Below are 20,224 nucleotides of genomic sequence, written 5' to 3' on the forward strand. Positions count from 1 at the left end.
CCGGTTTGGGGCCGGGGCGTCGTTCCTCTTACCTGGATATGTCGCGGCTTATATGCGCGGCCCGCGACGCAGGCCGCCGAACAGCAGCGACAGGATGAACAGGATCAGGAAAACCACGAACAGGATCTTCGCGATGCTTGCAGCGCCCGCGGCGATACCGGTGAAACCGAAGATCGCGGCGATGATCGCGACGACGAAGAAGATGACGGCCCAATGCAGCATGATGATTCTCCGGGGTGCGGGTTTCTATAAGGCGCCCCGCCGGGCGTCCATCGCCGCGTCGAGTCGGGTTGTATTCGACCACCGCGTTCCTGAAACCGATGTCTTCGACAGGTGAGTCGACGGCTCACCGCGTCTATGCATGGCGTACACGCAAAAAAAGAGAGCCGCTTGCGCGGCTCTCTTTTTTTGACGGGTGTAGGGAGGGGAAGAATTACTTCTTCTTGACCTCGAACGCCTCGTTGCCCACGGCCTGACCGTTGAGCGAGATGGTGACCTTGTACTTGCCTTCCGGCCACTCGTTCGGATTCTGGATCTTGAACGTGGTGACGGCCGGACCATCGGTGCTGATCGACTGGCTGATGTCGCTCACGGTGGTGGCGGTCTCGCCGTCCTGGAAGGTCCACTTGGCGTTCAGCGTGGCGCCGGCGGTGGTGCCTTCGGTGGCAACCGAGGCGTAGATCGTCTTGTCGTTCGGCGCGAAGGCCGTCTTCGCCTTGGCGACCTTCTTGTCGGCGCCGACGGCGCTACCCAGGGTGACCGTGCCGACCTTCAGCGATTCGCTGGCGGCGACGGGAGCGGCCGGGGTGGCGGCCGGCTGGGCGGCGGGTGCGGCGGCCGGAGCGGCAGCGGCGGTGCCCGAGGCGGCCGGAGCCGTTGCCGGCGCGGTGGCGGCCGGGGCCGGGGCGGTGGCTGCAGCGGCAGGTGCGTTCTGCTGGTCTTCCTTCTTGCCGCAGGCGGTGAGGATCAGCAGGCCGGCAACGGTAGCCGTGCAGAGGGCGGACGAACGGAAGGAAAGCTTCATGTATGGATTCCGAGAATGACGAGTCAGGTTCGAACGGAGGCGGCGTCGGGGCCGATCCCCATGGCCGCCGCAGAGTACAGGCTACACAACTAAAGGCAAGACCAATGAAGAATGCATGAATGCTGCATTCATTATTGTCGCGCGCCGCGCGGATTGCCGGGCACGGCGTTTCGATCGGTGCTGCGGAAGGGGTTGATGTCCAGGCCGCCGCGGCGGGTGTATCGCGCGTACACGGACAAGGCTTCCGGGGCGCAACGCGCCGTCATGTCCATGAAGATGCGCTCGACGCATTGCTCGTGGAATTCCGTGTGATTGCGGAACGACACGAGGTAGCGCAGCAGGCCGGCCTGGTCGATGCGAGGGCCGCGGTAGGCGATCTGCACGCTGCCCCAGTCCGGCTGGCCCGTGACCGGGCAATTGGAACGCAGCAGGTGGGAGACGAGCACGTCGTCCACGGTGCCCTCGCCGGTGGTGGCGAGGAAATCCGCACGCGGCGGCCCATAGCAGTCGATGGCGATGTCCAGGCTATCCAGCAGGGTGCCTTCCGGCTCGGCCAGCGCGGTGCCGTCCAGGTCGCCGGGCGCGCGCAGGATCACGTCGGCCATGCCACCGGACGCCGCCGACAGGTCGCGCTGCAGGATGGCCTGTACGGCGTCTGCGTCAGCCAGGCGTTCTTGGGCGAAGCTGTTGAGGTACAGCTTGAACGACTTGGACTCGACGATGTGGGGCGTGCTTGCCGGGAAGCGGAATTCCGCGATGGCCACGACCGGCTTGCCCCGCGTATCCAGCCAGGACAGCTCGTAGCCGTTCCATACATCCACTCCGTGGAAGGGCAACGCGCCAGCGGCGATGCCGATCTCGTCGCGCTTGCCCTGGCGGGGAATGGGAAAGAGCAGGCCCGCGTCGTAGCGGTCTGCGTACACGGTGGACTTGCCCAGGGGCGAGTGTTCGGGGGACGACATGGCGACCACGGCAGGAAACAGGTCGCCATTATAAAGGACAGCCGCCCCCGGCCCGTGCCGGCCCGCGGCGCGGCTGTCCCGCCATTCAGGCGTTGACGAAGGCCATCATGCTGGTCTGGTAGCGGTCGCCCACCGCTGCGTCGGCCGGGAATACCGCATCGATCTCGGCCACCTCGTCCGCAGACAGGACCACCGCGTCGGCGGCGGCGTTTTCCTCGAGGTACTTCACACGCTTGGTGCCGGGGATCGGCACGATGTCCTCGCCCTTGGCCAGCACCCACGCCAGGGCCAGCTGACCGGGCGTGCAGCCCTTGTCGGCGGCGAAACGGCGCACCTTCTCGACGATGGCGAGGTTCTTGTCGAAGTTCTCGCCCATGAACCGCGGACTCTGGCGCCGGTAGTCGTCCTGGGCGAAGTCGTCGGGGCGGGTAATCACTCCGGTGAGGAAGCCCCGGCCCAGCGGGCTGTAGGCGACCAGTGCGATGCCGTGCTCACGGCAGGCGGCCAGGGTGCCGGTGGTTTCCGGGTCACGCGTCCACAGCGAGTATTCGCTCTGCAACGCGGCGATCGAGTGCACGGCGGCGGCCTTGCGGATCGACTCGGCCGAGGCCTCCGACAGGCCCAGGTAACGCACCTTGCCTTCCTCGACCAGCCGCGCCATGGCGCCGACCGTCTCCTCGATGGGGACGCTCGTGTCCACGCGGTGCTGGTAGTAGAGGTCGATGTGATCGGTGTTCAGGCGGCGCAGGCTGCCTTCCACCGACTCGCGCACGTACTCCGGCCGGCCGCTGATGCCACGCTTGGCGGGGTCGTTCGGGTCGCGCACGATGCCGAACTTGGTCGCCAGGAATACGGCATCGCGGCGCCCCGTGAGCACGCGGCCGATCAGTTCCTCGTTGGTGTGCGGGCCATAGGCGTCGGAGGTATCCCAGAAGGTGATGCCCAGGTCCAGCGCACGCTCCAGGGTGGCCACGGATTCCTTCTCGTCGCCCTGGCCGTAGAACTCGCTCATGCCCATGCAGCCCAGGCCCTGGGCCGAAACGTCGGGACCGTGTTTGCCAAGCTTGCGTGTCTTCATGCGTGTTTCCTTGCGGAGGGGGAGGGGATGTCGTCGGGGAACGCGGCGCCGGACTCACCATAGGCCGAGCGATACATGGCGATCTTCGTGTCCAGCCGCGCGATCGTCTCGGTCAGGGTGACCAGTTCACCGCGCAGGAACGCGGCGTGGCGGGCCAGCAGGTCGCCGCGGCGGCGGATGCTTTCCGGGGTCTCGCCTTCGCGGCGCAGTTCGGAATACTCCTGCAGCGTCCGCATCGACATGCCGGTGGCGCGCATGTGGACGACGAAACGCAGCATGGCGAGTTCGTTCTCGCCGTAGATCCGCTGGCCGCTGCGCCGCGGTACGGGATCGATCAGGCCGATCTGCTCGTAGTAGCGCAGCGTGTGCACGGTCAGGCCGGTGGCGAGGGCTGCCTCGGCGATGGTCAGGGTCGTGGTCATGCCGAAAGCCTACGCCTTCGAGTGCACTCGAGGTCAAGCGTCCCGGCAGACAAGACAAAAGCCGATGCGCTGGCTTGCTGCGCCGCAACTTGCATCGAGGGAATTTCGGCTTATAAGGCTATTCGGGCATATATGAATCGTTGATGCGTATATAAACCGTCCTGCGCCAATGGGGGTTGGCGCCGGTCGGTATCCACCTGACCAAACGCTCGCACGGGGAAAACAAGGGATGAACACAGTCGGTTTGCGGCGCAGCATCGTCGCCAGTTCCATCGCGCTCGCGCTTTGGGCGCCAGCCGTTTTTGCGCAGTCGGCCACGCCGCCGACCGGCACCACCGATAAGCCCGACAAGGCCGTCGAACTGAAGGCCGTGACGGTGACCGGCTCGATGATTCCCCGCGTGGAGGTGGAAGGGCCCGCGCCGGTGGTCACCATCACGGGCGAGCAGATCAAGCAGCAGGGCTACACCACGCTGTGGGAATTCCTCGACTCGTTGCCGCAGGTTGGCCAGCAGATATCCGACTCCGCAGCCTGGGGTTCCAGCTCGGTGAATGCGCGCTCGGTGAATCTTCGTGGCCTCGGCCCGGGCTTCAGCCTGCTGCTGATCGACGGCCACCGTATCGTCGACTACCCGCAGCCGCTGAACAAGCAGAGCAACTTCCAGAACTACAACAACCTGCCCACCGGCATGATCGACCATGTCGAGGTACTCGCCTCCGGCGCCTCGTCCATCTACGGCTCGGACGCGGTGGCGGGCGTGGTCAACGTGATCCTGAAGAAGAACTACAAGGGTGACGAGCTTCAGGTGACCGGCGGTGGCGCCACGCGGGGCGGACGCGCCTACGGCGACATCAATTTCTTCGGCGGCCGGTCGGGCGAAAACTGGCGCGTCGTCTACAACCTGGAGAAGTCGAACCGCACGGCCCTGTGGGGCATGGACCGGCCTTACCAGGATTCCGTGGCCGATGCGGGCTACGGCTCATGGAGCCCGGCATCGCGCATGTTCGGCTACCAGTACGACGCCGCGGGATCCATCGCCCTGTCCGTCATGAACGGCAACGGCCAGTACATCGCGCCGCCTGCGGGCACGTGCGAGAAGTTCAGCAACTCGCGCCTGGCCCAGTCGCATACCGTGTCTACGAACGGCACGCAGATCACCGGCGTGACGGACAACGGTTCGTACTGCGCGCAGCCCGCCCTGTTCCAGAACTGGGTACTGACGCCGGGCAGCCGCAGCAACAACGGCTACGTGTCGGGCGAATACGATTTCAGCAACGGCATGCAGCTGTACGGCTCGGCGGCCCTGTACCGCACCGTCGGTATCTCCAACACCCAGTTGAACGTGTTCGGCTCCGGGCCGTTCTACGACCAGACGACCGGACAGGTCATCCACCAGGCCATCCGCCAGCTGACCGCGCAGGAAATCGGCACCTCGGCCAACACGCACGACCGCGAGCAGAACTGGAACCTGCAGACCGGCGTGCGGGGCACCGTCTTCGACGGCAGGTTCAACTGGGACCTGAATCTCAATAGCCAGAAGTACATCGTGCGCGAAGACTTCACCGGCTACAACGCGCAGGCCATGAGCCGCTTCTTCCTCGGCCAGCAGCAGGGCACCACGGCCGACGGGCTGCCCATCTACGCGATGAACTGGCAGCAGTTCTGGAATCCCATCACGCCGCAGCAGTACAGCCAGTTCGCGGTGAACGGCGAGAACACCTCGTCGTCGTCGCTCGACCAGGCGCAACTGCGCCTCAATGGCGACCTGTTCAAGTTTCCGTGGGTGGACGAGGCGGTGGGTTGGGCGGCGGTGCTGGAAGCGGCGCACAACACCTTCAAGCTTTCGCCCGATGCACGCGCGCAGGACCCGGCCACGTTCCAGAACCCGTTCGGTGCGTACCTCACCGGTGGCGGCACCCGCCAGCGGTATTCGCTGGGCACGGAGTTCCGCGTGCCGCTGCTGGATTCGGTGACCTGGACGCTCTCCGGCCGCCTGGACAAGTACAACGACGCCAGCAGTGCCGACGTCGCCCGCACCTGGGGCTCAGGTATCGAATGGCGCCCGTACGACGGGCTCCTGCTGCGTGGCAGTTACGGCACCAATTTCAAGGCGCCGGACATGCAGGCCATCTACCTGACCGGCTCCACCTCGCCGGTGGGCGACTACATCGACCCGCTGCAGTGCGTAAGTGCGATCAAGGCGGGCCAGAACAACAGCACATGGTGCAATCAGGTCCAGCGGCCCACCTCGCAGTACTACACGCTGTTCACCAACGGCAGCCGCCTGCTGCTGCCGCAGACCGGCCACTCGTGGACCTACGGTTTCGTGTGGCAGGTACCGGGCGTGCAGGGCTTGTCCGTGTCGGCGGACTACTGGCACATGGGCGTGGACAACGCCATCCAGTACCTCGACCAGGGCACCGTGCTCAATGACGAAGCCGGCTGCCTGACCGGCACCAAGCCCAACGGCACGTCCGGTCTGTCGCCCTATACGGCACACGTAGCGGGTTCGGCCTACTGCCAGATGGTCACGCAGATGGTGAAGCGCGATGCCACCGGGCAGATCCTTACCGTGCAGTCCGGCCCGATCAACGAGGCCTCGCTCTACGTCGGCGGCATCGACGCGTCGCTGGATTACAAGTTCCATACGGACGGCTACGGCGATTTCCGCGCGGGCATCAATTACACCGACAACCTGTCGTACAAGCAGCGCGTGCTGGCCTCCGACGAGTTGCAGAACACCCGTTACCAGAACGTCGCCAGCCGGGTCACGTGGATCGGTGAATGGAACAGGGGCGCATGGAACGTGTCGATCTCCGGCACGCGCGCCGGCAGCATGCGCGCGCCGAACTACGACGGTTGCGACACGCTGCCGAACGGCATCCAGCCGGGCATGGTCACCGTGCCCAACGGCGGGCAGCAGCTGGCCACCGGTGTGTGCCAGGTCACCCAGGACGGCAACCAGGTCACCGTGGCCGATACGACCTACAAGGGCCACACCCCCGTCTGGATCACCTGGAACGGCTCCGCCGCCGTGCAGATCAATCCCGACACGCGCCTGAAGCTCACGGTATCGAACATCTTCAACAAGGTCGGCGCGATTCCCTACTACGCCGGCGGCTTCGAGTTCGTCACCACGGGGCAGACGGCCTCCGAGTACAACGGACGGGAAGTGTTCCTGACATTCGATTACAAGCTCGACTGAGCTGCGGTCCGTTGGGTAGGGGCGGCGGGTGAGCGACGACGCGAGCCACGCCGGCCTGCTCGCAAGCGACACAGCAAGCTGCGCCGGCCAGCTTGCGAACGATGCTGGAGGCTGCGCCGGCCTGCTTTCATCTACTCGGGAAACCGCCAGCGGCGCGTGCGGTTTCCGTGGTGTCAGTGGTCGGCGGTGGCGACCGGCAGCGGCGCGACCGGTGTCGGCTTATGCTCCGCGTCCAGCGCGATCATGGTGAAGGTGCCGCGGGTGCACAGCTCACGGGCGCCCGTGATCAGGTCCTCGGTGTACATCGCCACGTCGATCTTCATCGAGGTGCGGCCGACCGACACCACGGTGGCGATCAGTTCCACCATCTGGCCCTTGCGCACCGGCACGTGGAAATCCACCTGCTCGGAGCGGGCGGTGACGACGATCTGTCGGGAGTAACGCGAAGCGGCAAGGAAGGCCGCCTTGTCCATCCACGCCAGCGCCTGCCCGCCGAACAGCGTGCCGAGGTGATTGGTATGGTCGGGGAAGACGATTTCGAGGACGCGGGCCTCGATGGGACGGTCGATCTCGGTCATGGGGACGCTTCCTGTTGCAGTGCAGCATGCATCTTACAGGACGTCCGCACGTACGGGACGCGGGTGCCGCACTTACCGAATCGTTTTTTTGGGGGCGGGGGGTAGGAGCGCGCGCACGTGCGCGAACCCTCAGCCTCTAACTGAGGCGAAAGAAGCCGACCGCCTAAACCAGCGAGCGTTTCCGTTCATCCGGTATCGCGTACCAGGCTCACGGAAACGCTCGCTCGCCTGGTGCGATATGGCATCGGTTGCCCTTGCCGTGGAGAGGGTTCGCGCACGTGCGTGCGCTCCTACACCCTCGTTTTTTGAACGAGGGTTCTTGTTTCAGAACGACTGGTCGAAGGCGACCTCGCCCTGCACGCCCACTTGGTACGAGGAGACGCGGCGCTCGAAGAAGTTGGTCAGTTCCTGGACGTCCTGCAGGTCCATGAAGTCGAACGGGTTCTTCGCGCCGTATTTCTTCGGCATGTCGAGCTGGACCAGACGCTGGTCGGCGCAATACTCGAGGTACTGGCGCATGTCGGTGACGGACAGGCCGGCCACGCCGCCGGAGAGCACATCCGCCGCGAACTGGGTCTCGCAGGCGATCGCGTCTTCCAGCATGGCTTCCACTTCCTGGCGCATCTGGTCGTCGAAGAGGTCGGGCTCCTGCTCGCGCACGGTGCGCACCACCTCGAAGGCGAAGGCCATGTGGCCCGACTCGTCGCGGAACACCCAGTTGGTACCCGAGGCCAGGCCGTGCAGCAGGCCGCGCGAACGCAGGTAGTAGACGTAGGCGAAGGCGGCGAAGAAGAACAGGCCCTCGATGCAGGCCGCGAAGCAGATCAGGTTGAGCAGGAACTGGCGGCGGTGCTCGCGCGTTTCCAGGCGGTTGAGGTTCTGGATCGAGTCGATCCACTTGAAGCAGAACTCCCCCTTCTGGCGGATCGAGGGAATGCTCTCGATCGCGTCGAAGGCCTTGTTGCGCTCGCTCGGCTCCGGAATGTACGTGTCCAGCAGCGTGAGGTAGAACTGCACGTGCAGCGCTTCCTCGTACAGCTGGCGCGAGAGGTACATGCGCGCCTCGGGCGAGTTCACGTGCTGGTACAGGTTGAGCACCAGGTTGTTCGACACGATGGTGTCGCCCGTGGCGAAGAAGGCCACCAGGCGATGGATCAGGTGCCGGTCGGCGTCTGACATCTTCGACTTCAGGTCACTGGTATCGAGCGAGAAGTCCACTTCCTCCACCGTCCACGTGTTGCGGATGGCCGAGCGGTACATCTCATAGAACTGCGGGTACTTCATCGGCCGCAGGGTGAGCTCGAAACCGGGATCGAGGATATGGGTGTCGCGGGCGACGGGCAAAGCGGACATCGGGGCTACCTCAGAAAGGATGGCGCCAGGCACGGCGGCACCGTGGCGCGTGTAGCGTGGCACGTGTAGGAGCGCACGCTGTGCGCGAAAAGCCAACGAAGCGGAGATGCAGCGCGATCCGCAGCGTTGCCGCGTCGTCGCGTTGTTGGTTTTCGCGCACAGCGTGCGCTCCTACATGGATCGTCGTGCGTGGTCGGTTACTGGCAGGCTTCGCAGTATTCGGGGTTCTCGAGCGAGCAGAACACCGCGGCTTCCGCCTGCTCCTGCGCATCGGCGACGACCGGCGCGGCGGGCGTCGGCAGCGCGGCCGACGACGAGCTGACCGTGGTCTTGGTGATGCGGGTGGCGGGACGCGAGCGCAGGTAGTACGTCGTCTTGATGCCGGACTTCCAGGCGTACATGTACATGGACGACAGCTGGCCGATGTTCGGGTTTTCCATGAACAGGTTCAGCGACTGGCTCTGGTCGATGTAGGCGCCGCGGGAGGCTGCCAGGTCGATCAGGGCCTTCTGCGGCAGTTCCCACGTGGTGCGATACACCTCGCGCAGTGCGGCCGGGATGGACGTGATGCCCTGGACGGAGCCTTCGGCGAGCTTGATCTGGTCGCGCACTTCGGCGGTCCACAGGCCCAGCGTCTTCAGCTCGTCCACCAGGTAACGGTTCACCACCAGGAAGTCGCCCGACAGCGTCTCGCGCTTGAACAGGTTGGACACCTGCGGCTCGATGCACTCGTAGCAGCCGGCGATCGAGGCGATGGTGGCGGTCGGCGCGATGGCGATGACCAGCGAGTTGCGCAGGCCCTTCGCCTTGATCTTCTCGCGCAGCTCGGCCCAGCGACCGTCGACGTCGGTCGGCGTGGCGGCCGGCCAGTAGTCGAACTGCAGCTCGCCGTTGGCGGCGCGGGTTTCCTCGAAGCCGGGATGGGCGCCGTCACGCTCAGCGATCTCGTTGGACATCGAGAGTGCGTGGAAGTAGATCTCTTCCTGGATGCGCGAGGACAGCTTCAGCGCTTCCGCGGAATCGAAGGGCAGGCGGAGCTTGAAGAAGACGTCCTGCAGGCCCATGACGCCAAGCCCGACCGGACGCCACTTCATGTTCGCCGTCTTCGCCGTGGCGATCGGGTAGAAGTTGAGGTCGATCACGCGGTTCAGCTGGCGAACGGCGGTGCGCACCGTGGTGGCGAGCTTGTCGTAATCGAACTGGCCGTCGACCACGTGGCGTGCCAGGTTCACCGAGCCGAGGTTGCACACGGCGGTCTCGCCTTCCGAGGTCACTTCCAGGATCTCGGTGCACAGGTTGGACAGGTGGATGACGTTTTCCGGACGCGCGGTCTGGTTGCTGGTGGCGTTGGAACGATCCTTGAATGTCATCCAGCCGTTACCGGTCTGCGCCAGCGAACGCAGCATGCGGGCGTACAACTCGCGCGCCTTGATCGACTTGACGGCCAGTCCCTGGGCCTCGGCCTTCTCGTAGGCGGTCTCGAAGGCGGCGCCCCACGTGTCGACGAAGTGCGGCACGATCTTCGGGTCGAACAGCGACCAGTCGCCGTCGGTCTCGACACGGCGCATGAACAGGTCCGGCACCCAGTTGGCCAGGTTGAGGTTGTGCGTGCGGCGCGCGTCGTCACCGGTGTTCTCACGCAGCTCGAGGAATTCCTCGATGTCCGCATGCCAGCTTTCCAGGTACACGCAGGCGGCGCCCTTGCGCTTGCCGCCCTGGTTCACCGCGGCCACCGACGCATCCAGGGTCTTCAGCCACGGCACCAGGCCGTTGGAATGACCGTTGGTGCCCTTGATCAGCGAGCCGCGCGAGCGGATACGCGAATAGGCCAGGCCGATACCGCCAGCGAACTTCGACAGCTGGGCCACGTCGCCGTACTTGGCGTAGATGGACTCCAGCGCGTCCTGAGGCGAATCCAGCAGGAAGCACGACGACAGCTGCTCGTGCGCGGTGCCGGCGTTGAACAGGGTGGGCGAGCTGGCCAGGTATTCCAGCGACGACAGCATGCGATACAGCTCGAGCGTCTCGGCCACGTCGTTGCCGCCGAGGGCGCAGGCGATGCGCATGAAGAAGTACTGCGGCGTCTCGATGACGAAGCGCCGGGTCGGGTGGCGCAGCAGGTAGCGGTCGTAGACCGTGCGCAGGCCGAAGTATTCGAAGCGGCGCGAGCCGGCGGTGTCGATGGCATCGTTGAGCTTGCGCGCGTTGACCAGCACGAAGTCACGCAGGCGCTCGTTGAGGATGCCCAGCTCGAAGCCGGTGCTGATCGACTGCGAGAACGACTGGATGTCCTGGCCGGACACTTCCTTGTCGACGAAAGCGGCCAGCAGGCGCGCGGCCAGCTGGCCGTATTCCGGTTCCTCGGCGGTGAGCGCCGCGGAGGTGCGGATCGACAGCTGGTCCAGCTCCTGCGTGGTGGCGCCGTCGTACAGGCCGCCGATGGTCTTCAGCGCCACGCGCATCGGGTCGACCGCGAACAGGCCATCGGCGCTGCGGGTCACCGCGCGCACGATCTTGTTCACGTCGACGGCTTCCTGGCCGCCGTTGCGCTTGGTGACGCGCATCTGGCCGGGGTTGTGCGGCGGGGTCAGCGCGAACGCCGGCGGCGGCTCGTTGCGGTAACCGGCAGCGGGTGCCTTGTCCGCCGGGGCGGGGGAGGTGACGGCCGTATCGGCTGCTTCGGTGCGCTCGCGCGCGGCGGATTCCATCGTGGTCATGTCAGGCGTGCCCCAGGGCTCGGTTCAAACTCCCGTTCCCTCGGACGGGGCTCGAAGCGGTGGGCCGGCGGAAAAAGATCGCGTCGGAGCACGCCATCGGGGGCTCCGGACCGCGACGTGCCTCCCCGCGGAAGCCGTCACCACAAAAACCGCCGCCTGGCGGGGCGACAGCTGTTGGCAGGTCTTCGGACTTCGTGGACGGGGACGCCTTTCGGGTCCGGCCTAGCCGTCGCTTCCCAATCCCACGGGGGGACCAGTGCGTGTGACGGGTTCGTTTCCACTTACCGCTGCGGGGCAGTTCCGGATTTGCACCGGATTCCCTATTAAGTCCGACGGGCAGTCGCGCCTCTTCGGACACCAACGGGACACACCATATAGCTGGTCCCCGGTACCGTCAACACAAGATATAGGGTAAATGCGCTATGTGCTTGATCCGCCGGGAGTCATTTTTTTACAACCCCCCGTGGACCGATTTGCGCATCGCGACATGACCGTTTCGTGAAGATGGCCTACACAAATTGCAGGGCTTCGAACCTTTAACATCTGCGATCCGCCCCATGACCGCTCGCTCGATGCCATCTACGTTCGCGTTGCAGGAACACGCCCTGGTCACCCATGCGTTCGACGCACTGCCGTTCGGCTTCACGGCCGTGTCGGCGACAGGGGAGCTCCTTTACGCCAATGCCTGGATGACCGCACGGCTTCGTGACGGGGCGGGGCAGGGCTTCCTGACCTGGTGGACCGAAGACAGCCGCGCGCGATTGAGCACCCTGCTCCTGACCGGCGGGATCGAGGGCGTCCGTGAGCTTGCGCTCACGGCGGTCGACGGCACCGCCTGGCGGGTCTCGGTCGAGCTGTGGCGCGCCCCGGTGGCTGGCGAGGCGGTCTTCATGGTCGCGGTATCCCCCCCCGTTGGCGATGCCGCCGCCACGGCCGGCGACACGGAAGATCGGCGCCTGGCCCTCATCGAGGTGGGCAACCTGCTCCGTGACCTCGAGGATCCGGCCCACATCGCCTACTGCGTCGCCGAGGTGCTGGGCCGCACGCTCCGGATCAGCCGGGCCGGTTACGGCACCGTGGACACCGTGGCGGAGACCATCAGCGTCGAACGCGACTGGAACGCCCCCGGCATCCTGACGCTGGCCGGCGTGCTGAACTTCCGCGATTACGGATCGTACATCGACGATATCAAAGCCGGTCGCACCGCCGTCGTCACCGATGCCTACCAGGATCCGCGCACCCAACGCACCGCCGATGCGCTGGCGGCGATCAGCGCCGTCTCCTTCATCAATATGCCGGTGACCGAGAGGGGCGGCGTCGTGGCGCTGCTCTACCTCAACCACGAGGGGCCCCGCGAGTGGCCGGAGGAGGAGATCGCCTTCGTCCGTGAGGTGGCCAATCGTACGCGCGTCGCCGTGGAGCGGCGCCGCGCCGAAGCCGAGCTGCAGCAACTCGCCCAGAGCCTGGAGCGACAGGTGGCGGAGCGCACCTTCGAGCGCGACCGTATCTGGCGCTTCTCCAGCGACATCCTGCTCGTGGCCGATGCGGATACGCGCCTGCTCTCGGTCAATCCGGCGTGGACCGCGATCCTGGGCTGGAGCGAGCGCGAGACCCTGGGACGGTCCTACCTGGATTTCGTGCACCCCGACGACACCGATCGTACCGGTGAGGAAACCGGGCAGCTGGCCGACGGGGTGGCCACGCTGCGCTTCGAGAATCGTTACCGCACGGCCGATGGGGGCTTCCGTCAGCTGTCCTGGCGGGCCGTGCCCAGCGAAGGCATGATCTTTGCCGTGGCCCGCGATGTCACGATCGAACGCGCGCGCGACGCGGAACTGGACCTGGCCCAGGAGCAACTGCGCCAGGCGCAGAAGATGGATGCTATCGGCAACCTCACCGGTGGCGTGGCGCACGACTTCAACAACCTGCTGCAGGTGATCAGCGGCAACCTGCAACTGCTGGGCATCGATGTCTCGGGTAACGAACGCGCCGAGCGTCGCGTGGCCAACGCCATGGCGGGCGTCACTCGCGGGTCCAAGCTAGCCGCCCAACTGCTGGCCTTCGGCCGGCGCCAGCCGCTGGCGCCCAAGGTCGTCAACGTCGGCCGCTTCGTCCGTGACATGGACGAGCTGCTCCGCCGCGCGCTGGGTGAGGCGATCGAGGTGGAGACCGTGATCGCCGGTGGTCTGTGGAATACGCTCGTCGATCCGTCCAACGTGGAGAACGCCCTGCTCAACCTGGCGATCAACGCACGTGACGCGATGAGCGGCCAGGGCAGGCTCACCGTGGAGGCAGGCAACGCCTTGCTGGACGAGAACTATGCGAAAACCCACGGTGACCTCCGTCCCGGCCAGTACGTGATGCTTGCGGTGACCGACACCGGATGCGGTATTCCGGCGGATATCCTGGACAAGGTGTTCGACCCGTTCTTCACGACCAAGCCCGAGGGCCGCGGCACGGGTCTGGGCCTGTCGATGGTCTACGGATTCGTCAAGCAATCCGGTGGTCACATCAAGGTGTACAGCGAGCCGGGTGAAGGTACGACGGTAAAGATCTACCTGCCCCGGTCCATGCAGAGCGAGGATCGTATCGTGGTCGTCGAAGAGGAAGCCATTCGCGGTGGTGACGAAACCATTCTCGTCGCCGAGGACGATGAGGCCGTGCGGGAAACCGTGGTCGGCATGCTCGCCGAACTCGGTTACCGCGTCCTGAAGGCACGCGATGCCGAGAGCGCGCTGTCGATCGTGGAAAGCGGTATCGCCATCGATCTGTTGTTTACCGACGTGGTGATGCCCGGCCCCCTGCGCAGCCCCGAGCTCGCGCGCAAGGCGGTCGAGCGCCAGCCCGGCCTGGCCGTGTTGTTCACCTCGGGCTATACCGAGAACGCCATCGTGCATGGCGGTCGCCTGGACGAGGGCGTCGAATTGCTCAGCAAGCCGTACACGCGCGAGCAGTTGGCACGTCGGGTCCGCCAGGTGCTGGGCGCCCGCATGCCCCGGACGATCGCCGAGGTGGCGACGCCTCCGCAGGCTCAGTCGCCGGCCCCGGCCCCGGCCGTTGCCGTGCCGCTACGCGTACTGGTACTTGAAGACGACGCCTTGATCCGTATGTCGATCACCGAGATGCTGGAGAGCCGCGGACACGTGGCGTTCGAGGCCGGTGACGGTAACGAAGCGCTTCGCGTCCACGGTGCCGAGGCCATCGACGTGCTGCTGGCCGACGTGGGATTGCCGGGCATGAGCGGCGTGGATGTGGCCGAGCGGCTGCGCGAGGCCCAGCCGGAATTGCCGGTGATCTACGCCACAGGCGACCACACCGCCAATGGCGTGGTCCGCGACGATCGCACGGCGATCATCGTCAAGCCGTACGGAGTGGCCGACCTGATGGAAGCACTGGGGCGCATCGCGCGTCGTTGATAGACGCTTGTCCGTCGACGCGGGCACGGGGCGTGCCGACGCGTCGACGGGTGCTTTTCGATGCGTCTGTTACGGCAGCATGTTGCCGCCGGTCACGCCGTAGGTCTCGCCGGTGATGAAGCTGGCTTCCTGGCTGGCGAGCAGGACGTAGAGTGGCGCGCATTCCACCGGCTGGCCCGGGCGGCCCAGCGGCACGTTCTTGCCGAACTCCACCACCTTCTCCTGCGGCTGGCCGCCGCTAGGCTGGAGCGGGGTCCACACGGGGCCGGGCGCCACGGCGTTGACGCGGATGCCCTTCTCGGCCAGTTGCTTCGCCAGCGCCTTGGTGAAGGCGACGATGGCCGCCTTGGTCGGCGCATAGTCGAGCAGGATGTCGGATGGCTGATAGGCCTGGATGGACGCCGTGTTGACGATGGCCGCGCCCGGCGGCATGTGCGGCACGGCGGCCTTGGTCAGCCAGAACAGGGCGAACACGTTGGTGCGGAAAGTGGCCTCGAACGACGCGCTGTCCAGGTCGTCGATGGACTCGCTGAACTGCTGGCGGCCTGCGATGTTGGCAAGGATGTCCAGGCCGCCCAGCTCCTTCACGCTTCGCTGGACCAACTCCTTGCAGAACGCCTCGTCAGCCAGATCGCCCGGTACGGCAACCACCTTGTGTCCCTCGCCGGTGAGCAAGGCGACCACTTCGTCGGCGTCCTTCTGTTCGGAAGGCAGATAGTTGATCACCACACTGGCGCCTTCACGGGCGAAGGCGATCGCGGCGGCACGGCCGATGCCGGAGTCGCCGCCGGTGACCAGCGCCTTGCGCCCCTTCAGGCGGCCGTTGCCGCGATAGCTGGTTTCGCCATGGTCAGGCCTCGGCGACATCTCGGCGGCCAGGCCCGGCTGCGGTTGCGGTTGCCGGGAAAACTCCGGCTGCGGGTACTGCGTGCGCGGATCGCGCATGGCATAGGGATCGTTTACGGCGTCGGCCATGGGGGAGTCCTCGTCGGGATGGGGAGCCACAAGGTTTACGGTCACGGACGTCCATGCGCCGTCCACACGGTGTCAGTTCGGGTTTCCCTTTCCGCGATATGCTCACCCGTCGTCGTACCGAGGCCTGCCCCTTGCACGCACTTCACCGGCTCGCCCTCCTGCTGGCTTGCTTCGCGCCGATCGCCGATGCCGCGGTCGTGGTGCACACACCCCGGACCGAGCGCACCGACACGCCGACCTACGTTGATACGCCTGTACCCCGCTTCGCCTGGGTCATCGACAGCGATCGGCAGGACACCGTGCAGACCGGCTATCACCTCGTGGTGACTCATGTGGGTAAGGTGGTGTGGGATAGCGGCTCGGTGCGTTCACCGGCCTCGTTCGATATCGATTACGCGGGGCCAGCCCTTTTGCCAGGCGAGCGCTACGAGTGGCATGCCGATGTCGACACCACGGATGGCGAAGGCCATGTCGCGTCGCACTTCGATACCGCGTTGGACGAGCGCGGATGGCACGGGGCGCGCTGGATCGGCAAGGCCAAGGCGGACAGCCTGCCGGCACCGCTGTTGCGCCGTGCATTCCATGTGGATACCGACGCGACGCGTGCCACGTTATACGTTGCCGCGGGTGGCTACGCGGACATGTCCATCGACGGCCGGCCCGTGAGCGATGCCGTGCTGTCGCCAGGCTTCACCGATTACGACAAGCGGGTGGAAGTGGTGGCCACCGATGTACCGCTGTCGCCGGGCGATCACGTGCTGGGCGCCGAACTCGGGCGCGGCTTCTACGGCATGACCAATCCGAATGTCTGGCACTGGGAAAAAGCGCCCTGGCATGGCCAGCCGCGCCTCCGCGCGCTGCTGCGCATCCGGTACGCCGATGGGCGGCGACAGGACATCGTCAGCGACCGTGACTGGCAGCTCGCCGACGGACCCACGCGACTCGACGACCTCTACGGCGGTGAGACATTCGATGCGCGTGCCACGGCGCCGGCGGCATGGCGTGCAGCCAGCGAGCTTCCCGCACCCAAAGGCACCCTGGTCGCGCAGACGGAGCAACCGATCCGCGCGGTGGCCACGCTGAAGGCCACGGCGGTGACCGAGCCGCGCCCGGGCACGTATGTGTTCGCCTTTCCGCGCGTCATCGCCGGGTGGGCCACCTTCGACGTCAGCGGGCCGGCGGGTACCACGGTCGTCGCGCACTACGGCGAGAAGCTGATGCCCGACGGCACCGTGGACGCTCGCGACGAGCACCACTATTTCCGCAACGGCTTCCAGACCGACCGGTTGGTGCTGGCAGGCGTACGCACACGCTGGCATCCACGTTTCTCGTACAAGGGCTTTCGCTACGTGCAGGTGGATGGATGGCCGGGTACGAAGCCGCCGATCGACGCGGTCACGGCGCAGGTCGTGCACACCGACGTCGCCGAGACCAGCCGGTTCGACAGCAGCGATGCCTTGCTCGACTGGATCCATCGCGCGGCGGTGGACACCCTGCTCAACAACCTGCACGGCATTCCCACCGATACCCCGATGTACGAGAAGAACGGCTGGACCGGCGACGGCATGCTCGGGGCGGACATGTTCCTGCGCAACCTGGATACCGACCGCCTACTGGCCAAATGGGTGCGCGACATTGCCGACACTCGTGGCGCGGACGGCGCGCCGTGGCTGATCGCGCCCAATCCGGGATGGGGCCATGTCCGAGCGCCCACCTGGCACGCGGCGTATGTGTTCGTGCCCTGGTCGTTGTGGATGCATGCGGGCGACCGCCGGCCGATCGAGGAGCACCTGGCCGGCATGGCGCGTTACGTAGCCATGGAGGATGCACGCTCCCCCGGCGGGGTGGCCGACACGGAGCTGGGCGACTGGGTCAGCCCGGAAACCGACCCCGGCGGTGAGAACGCGCCGGAGGACAAGCGCATCGCCGCCACCGCCTACCTGTATGGCATGGAGCGCACCGTGGCCCGGATGTATCGCCTGCTCGACCGGCCGGCCGCTGCCGACGCGTTCGAAGCGAGGGCCGCCCGGGTGCGCGAGGCGTTCAACGCCCGGTTCCTCGATCGTGCCGCGGGTCGCTATCGTGGCATGGGCGATCGTGGTTATCGCCAGGCCCATGCCCTGCTGGCGCTGTGGTTCGATCTCGTCCCGGACGAGCTGCGCGATCGCATCGCGGCAGGCATCGCCGACGATGCCAGGGTACGTGGCGACCATCTCGACACCGGAGCGCTCGCGACCAAAACGATCCTTCCCGTGCTGACAGCCACGGGACACGCGGACGAGGCCTGGCGTATCGCCACCCAGACTACCTTCCCGAGCTGGGGTTTCTGGCGCGCCAGCGGCGCCACCAGCCTGTGGGAACACTGGAAGCCGGCCTCGCGATCGCGTGGGCACTATTTCCTCGGCACCGTGGACGACTGGCTGTTCGGTGACGTGGCTGGCCTGCGCCCGCTGGCGCCGGGCTGGCGACGTATCGGAGTGCGGCCCGCGCTCACTGCATGGCTGGCGCACGCATCGGCCTCGGTCATGACGCCCTACGGCGAGGCCGCGGTGGCCTGGCACAAGGAAGGCGGAACGCTGATCCTCGACGTGCGCGTGCCCGTGGGTGCCGAAGCCGTGGTGACCTTGCCCGGGCGCCCCGACGTGGTGCTCGGTTCGGGGCGGCACCGGATGGTCGCGCCTTGATCATCCCGTGCCACCTGGGTATGCCGACGCGCGGGTAGGTTATGGTTTGGCTCACGTCACCACCGGGAGACTCCCATGGCATCCAACCCCAGCTATGTCCACGGCGCCAGCGCCACGCCGCTGCTGGGCGAGACCGTCGGCGCGATGCTCGATCGCGTCGTCGCCCGCTGGCCGGAGCGGCCGGCACTGGTGGTTCGCCAGCAAGGCGTGCGCTGGGACTACCGCGCGTTCCATGACGAGGTGAGCCGCGTGGCCGCCGGCTTGCTAGCGCTCGGCCTGGAACCGGGCGACCGCGTCGGCATCTGGGCGCCCAACCGGGCGGAGTGGGTCGTCGCGCAGTTCGCCGTGCCCAAGGCGGGCCTGGTCCTGGTCAACATCAACCCGGCCTACCGCTCGCACGAGCTGGCCTACTCGCTCAACAAGGTGGGTTGCCGCTCCCTGATCCTGCCCCGGGTGTTCCGTAGCTCCCATTACCTGGATATCCTGGCGGGGCTGGCGCCGGAGATGGCCACGGCGATTCCCGGCGGGCTCCGCGCCGCGGCCCTGCCCGACCTGCGCCACGTGATCCTGCTGGACGACGAGGCCGCGCCCGGCGCCCTGCGCTGGGCGGACCTGCGGGCGGACGACGCGGCGCGTGCGCGGCTGGCGGCGATCGAGCCGGCGCTCGGTTTCGACGACCCGGTGAACATCCAGTTCACCTCCGGTACCACCGGCGCGCCCAAGGGCGCCACGCTCACCCATCACAACATCGTCAACAACGGGTTCTTCATCGGCGAGGCCATGCGCCTGACCGAGGAGGATCGTCTGTGCATCCCGGTGCCGTTCTACCACTGCTTCGGCATGGTGCTGGGCAACCTGGCCTGCGTGACGCACGGCGCGTGCATGGTCATTCCGGGCGAGGGCTTCGATGCGCTGGCCACGCTGCAGACGGTGGCCGAGGAGCGATGTACCGGCCTGCACGGCGTGCCCACCATGTTCATCGCCGAGCTGGAACATCCACGGTTCCACGAGTTCGACCTCGGCTCGCTGCGCACCGGCATCATGGCCGGGTCGCCCTGCCCCATCGAGGTCATGCGCCGCGTGGTGCGCGAGATGCACATGAGCGAGGTGACCATCGCCTACGGCATGACCGAGACCAGCCCCGTCAGCTTCCAGACCATCCCCGACGATCCGCTGGACCGGCGGGTGGCCACGGTGGGCCGCGTGCATCCGCACGTGGAGGTCAAGATCGTCGACGAGCAGGGCAGGGTAGTGCCGCGTGGCACCACGGGCGAACTGCTGACGCGGGGTTACTCGGTGATGCGCGGCTACTGGGGTGACGAGCCGGCCAGCCAGGCGGCGCTGGATGCCGCGCGCTGGATGCACACCGGCGACCTGGCGACGCTGGACGACGAGGGCTATTGCACCATCGTGGGCCGGCTGAAGGATATGATCATCCGCGGCGGCGAGAACATCTACCCGCGCGAGATCGAGGAATTCCTCTACGGCCACCCTGACATCCAGGACGTACAGGTGTTCGGCGTGCCCGATGCGCGGCTGGGCGAGCAGGTATGCGCATGGATCCGCCTGCGTGGGGGATCGCCGGCGACGGCTGCCTCGATACAGGATTACTGCCGCAAGCACCTGGCGTACTTCAAGGTGCCGCACTACGTGCGCTTCGTCGATGCGTTCCCCATGACGGTCACCGGCAAGGTGCAGAAATACCTCATGCGCGAGGCCATGTTGGCTGAACGGGGCGCGGCGACCACGGCTTCGTAGGGGCATGCAGGGCGCTACCTGCACCTCGGATTCACGGCCGCTGCACGACCCT

General features: G+C 66.4%; 13 protein-coding genes and 1 riboswitch. Of the genes, 4 read left to right on the top strand and 9 right to left on the bottom strand.

Going from position 1 to position 20,224, the window contains the following annotated elements:
* Nucleotides 1-48 precede the first annotated feature (48 nt).
* From FA89_RS19555 to FA89_RS06035, 5 genes are all read right to left on the bottom strand, one after another.
* Nucleotides 49-222 carry a DUF1328 domain-containing protein gene (locus FA89_RS19555; RefSeq protein WP_036139180.1) on the bottom strand — a complete coding sequence of 58 codons (174 nt, stop codon included), beginning with the start codon at nucleotides 220-222 and terminating at the stop codon, nucleotides 49-51.
* 211 nt (nucleotides 223-433) lie between these two features.
* Nucleotides 434-1,024 (bottom strand): hypothetical protein, encoded by a 591-nt coding sequence (locus FA89_RS06020; protein WP_036139182.1) that lies wholly within the window; start codon nucleotides 1,022-1,024, stop codon nucleotides 434-436.
* A gap of 131 nt (nucleotides 1,025-1,155) precedes the next feature.
* Complete coding sequence (gene queF, locus FA89_RS06025; protein ID WP_036139185.1) at nucleotides 1,156-1,986, bottom strand: NADPH-dependent 7-cyano-7-deazaguanine reductase QueF; 831 nt, start codon at nucleotides 1,984-1,986, stop codon at nucleotides 1,156-1,158.
* 85 nt (nucleotides 1,987-2,071) lie between these two features.
* Nucleotides 2,072-3,064: an aldo/keto reductase gene (locus FA89_RS06030; RefSeq protein WP_036139187.1), complete on the bottom strand. Its 993-nt coding sequence runs from the start codon at nucleotides 3,062-3,064 to the stop codon at nucleotides 2,072-2,074.
* The gene (locus FA89_RS06035) at nucleotides 3,061-3,486 is read right to left on the bottom strand and encodes a MerR family transcriptional regulator (protein ID WP_036139188.1); all 426 of its coding nucleotides are present in this window, start codon (nucleotides 3,484-3,486) and stop codon (nucleotides 3,061-3,063) included. The genes FA89_RS06030 and FA89_RS06035 overlap by 4 nt, the downstream gene beginning before the upstream one ends.
* Before the next feature lie 229 nt (nucleotides 3,487-3,715).
* Here FA89_RS06035 and FA89_RS06040 point away from each other — a divergent pair, with 229 nt between their 5' ends.
* Entirely contained in the window at nucleotides 3,716-6,691 is a 2,976-nt protein-coding gene (locus tag FA89_RS06040) for a TonB-dependent receptor plug domain-containing protein (RefSeq protein ID WP_081916367.1), read from the top strand.
* A gap of 173 nt (nucleotides 6,692-6,864) precedes the next feature.
* Here the strand turns inward: FA89_RS06040 and FA89_RS06045 are convergent, their stop codons facing one another.
* From FA89_RS06045 to FA89_RS06055, 3 genes are all read right to left on the bottom strand, one after another.
* Nucleotides 6,865-7,269, bottom strand: coding sequence for an acyl-CoA thioesterase (locus tag FA89_RS06045; RefSeq protein WP_036139190.1), 405 nt, complete (start codon nucleotides 7,267-7,269; stop codon nucleotides 6,865-6,867).
* Nucleotides 7,270-7,593: 324 nt separating this feature from the next.
* The gene (locus FA89_RS06050; RefSeq protein ID WP_036139192.1) at nucleotides 7,594-8,622 is read right to left on the bottom strand and encodes a ribonucleotide-diphosphate reductase subunit beta; all 1,029 of its coding nucleotides are present in this window, start codon (nucleotides 8,620-8,622) and stop codon (nucleotides 7,594-7,596) included.
* Nucleotides 8,623-8,819: 197 nt separating this feature from the next.
* Complete coding sequence (locus tag FA89_RS06055; protein ID WP_036139194.1) at nucleotides 8,820-11,339, bottom strand: ribonucleoside-diphosphate reductase subunit alpha; 2,520 nt, start codon at nucleotides 11,337-11,339, stop codon at nucleotides 8,820-8,822.
* 159 nt (nucleotides 11,340-11,498) lie between these two features.
* A riboswitch (cobalamin riboswitch) is annotated at nucleotides 11,499-11,716 on the bottom strand.
* A gap of 195 nt (nucleotides 11,717-11,911) precedes the next feature.
* Between FA89_RS06055 and FA89_RS06060 the strand changes: the two genes are divergently transcribed.
* A complete protein-coding gene (locus tag FA89_RS06060; protein ID WP_051938570.1) occupies nucleotides 11,912-14,755 on the top strand; it encodes a response regulator in 2,844 nt (947 codons plus the stop codon).
* 69 nt (nucleotides 14,756-14,824) lie between these two features.
* On the opposite strand, the gene FA89_RS06065 is transcribed toward FA89_RS06060, so the two are convergent.
* The gene (locus tag FA89_RS06065) at nucleotides 14,825-15,730 is read right to left on the bottom strand and encodes an SDR family oxidoreductase (protein ID WP_036139196.1); all 906 of its coding nucleotides are present in this window, start codon (nucleotides 15,728-15,730) and stop codon (nucleotides 14,825-14,827) included.
* Nucleotides 15,731-15,783: 53 nt separating this feature from the next.
* Between FA89_RS06065 and FA89_RS06070 the strand changes: the two genes are divergently transcribed.
* Both FA89_RS06070 and FA89_RS06075 read left to right on the top strand, forming a co-directional pair.
* On the top strand, nucleotides 15,784-18,414 hold the full coding sequence (locus tag FA89_RS06070; protein WP_081916369.1) for an alpha-L-rhamnosidase: 2,631 nt from the start codon (nucleotides 15,784-15,786) through the stop codon (nucleotides 18,412-18,414).
* Nucleotides 18,415-18,489: 75 nt separating this feature from the next.
* Nucleotides 18,490-20,172 carry an AMP-binding protein gene (locus FA89_RS06075; protein WP_036139198.1) on the top strand — a complete coding sequence of 561 codons (1,683 nt, stop codon included), beginning with the start codon at nucleotides 18,490-18,492 and terminating at the stop codon, nucleotides 20,170-20,172.
* The last annotated feature ends 52 nt before the right edge of the window (nucleotides 20,173-20,224 follow it).

The sequence above is a fragment of the Luteibacter sp. 9135 genome (assembly GCF_000745005.1).
In the GTDB taxonomy this organism is placed as follows: Bacteria; Pseudomonadota; Gammaproteobacteria; order Xanthomonadales; family Rhodanobacteraceae; genus Luteibacter.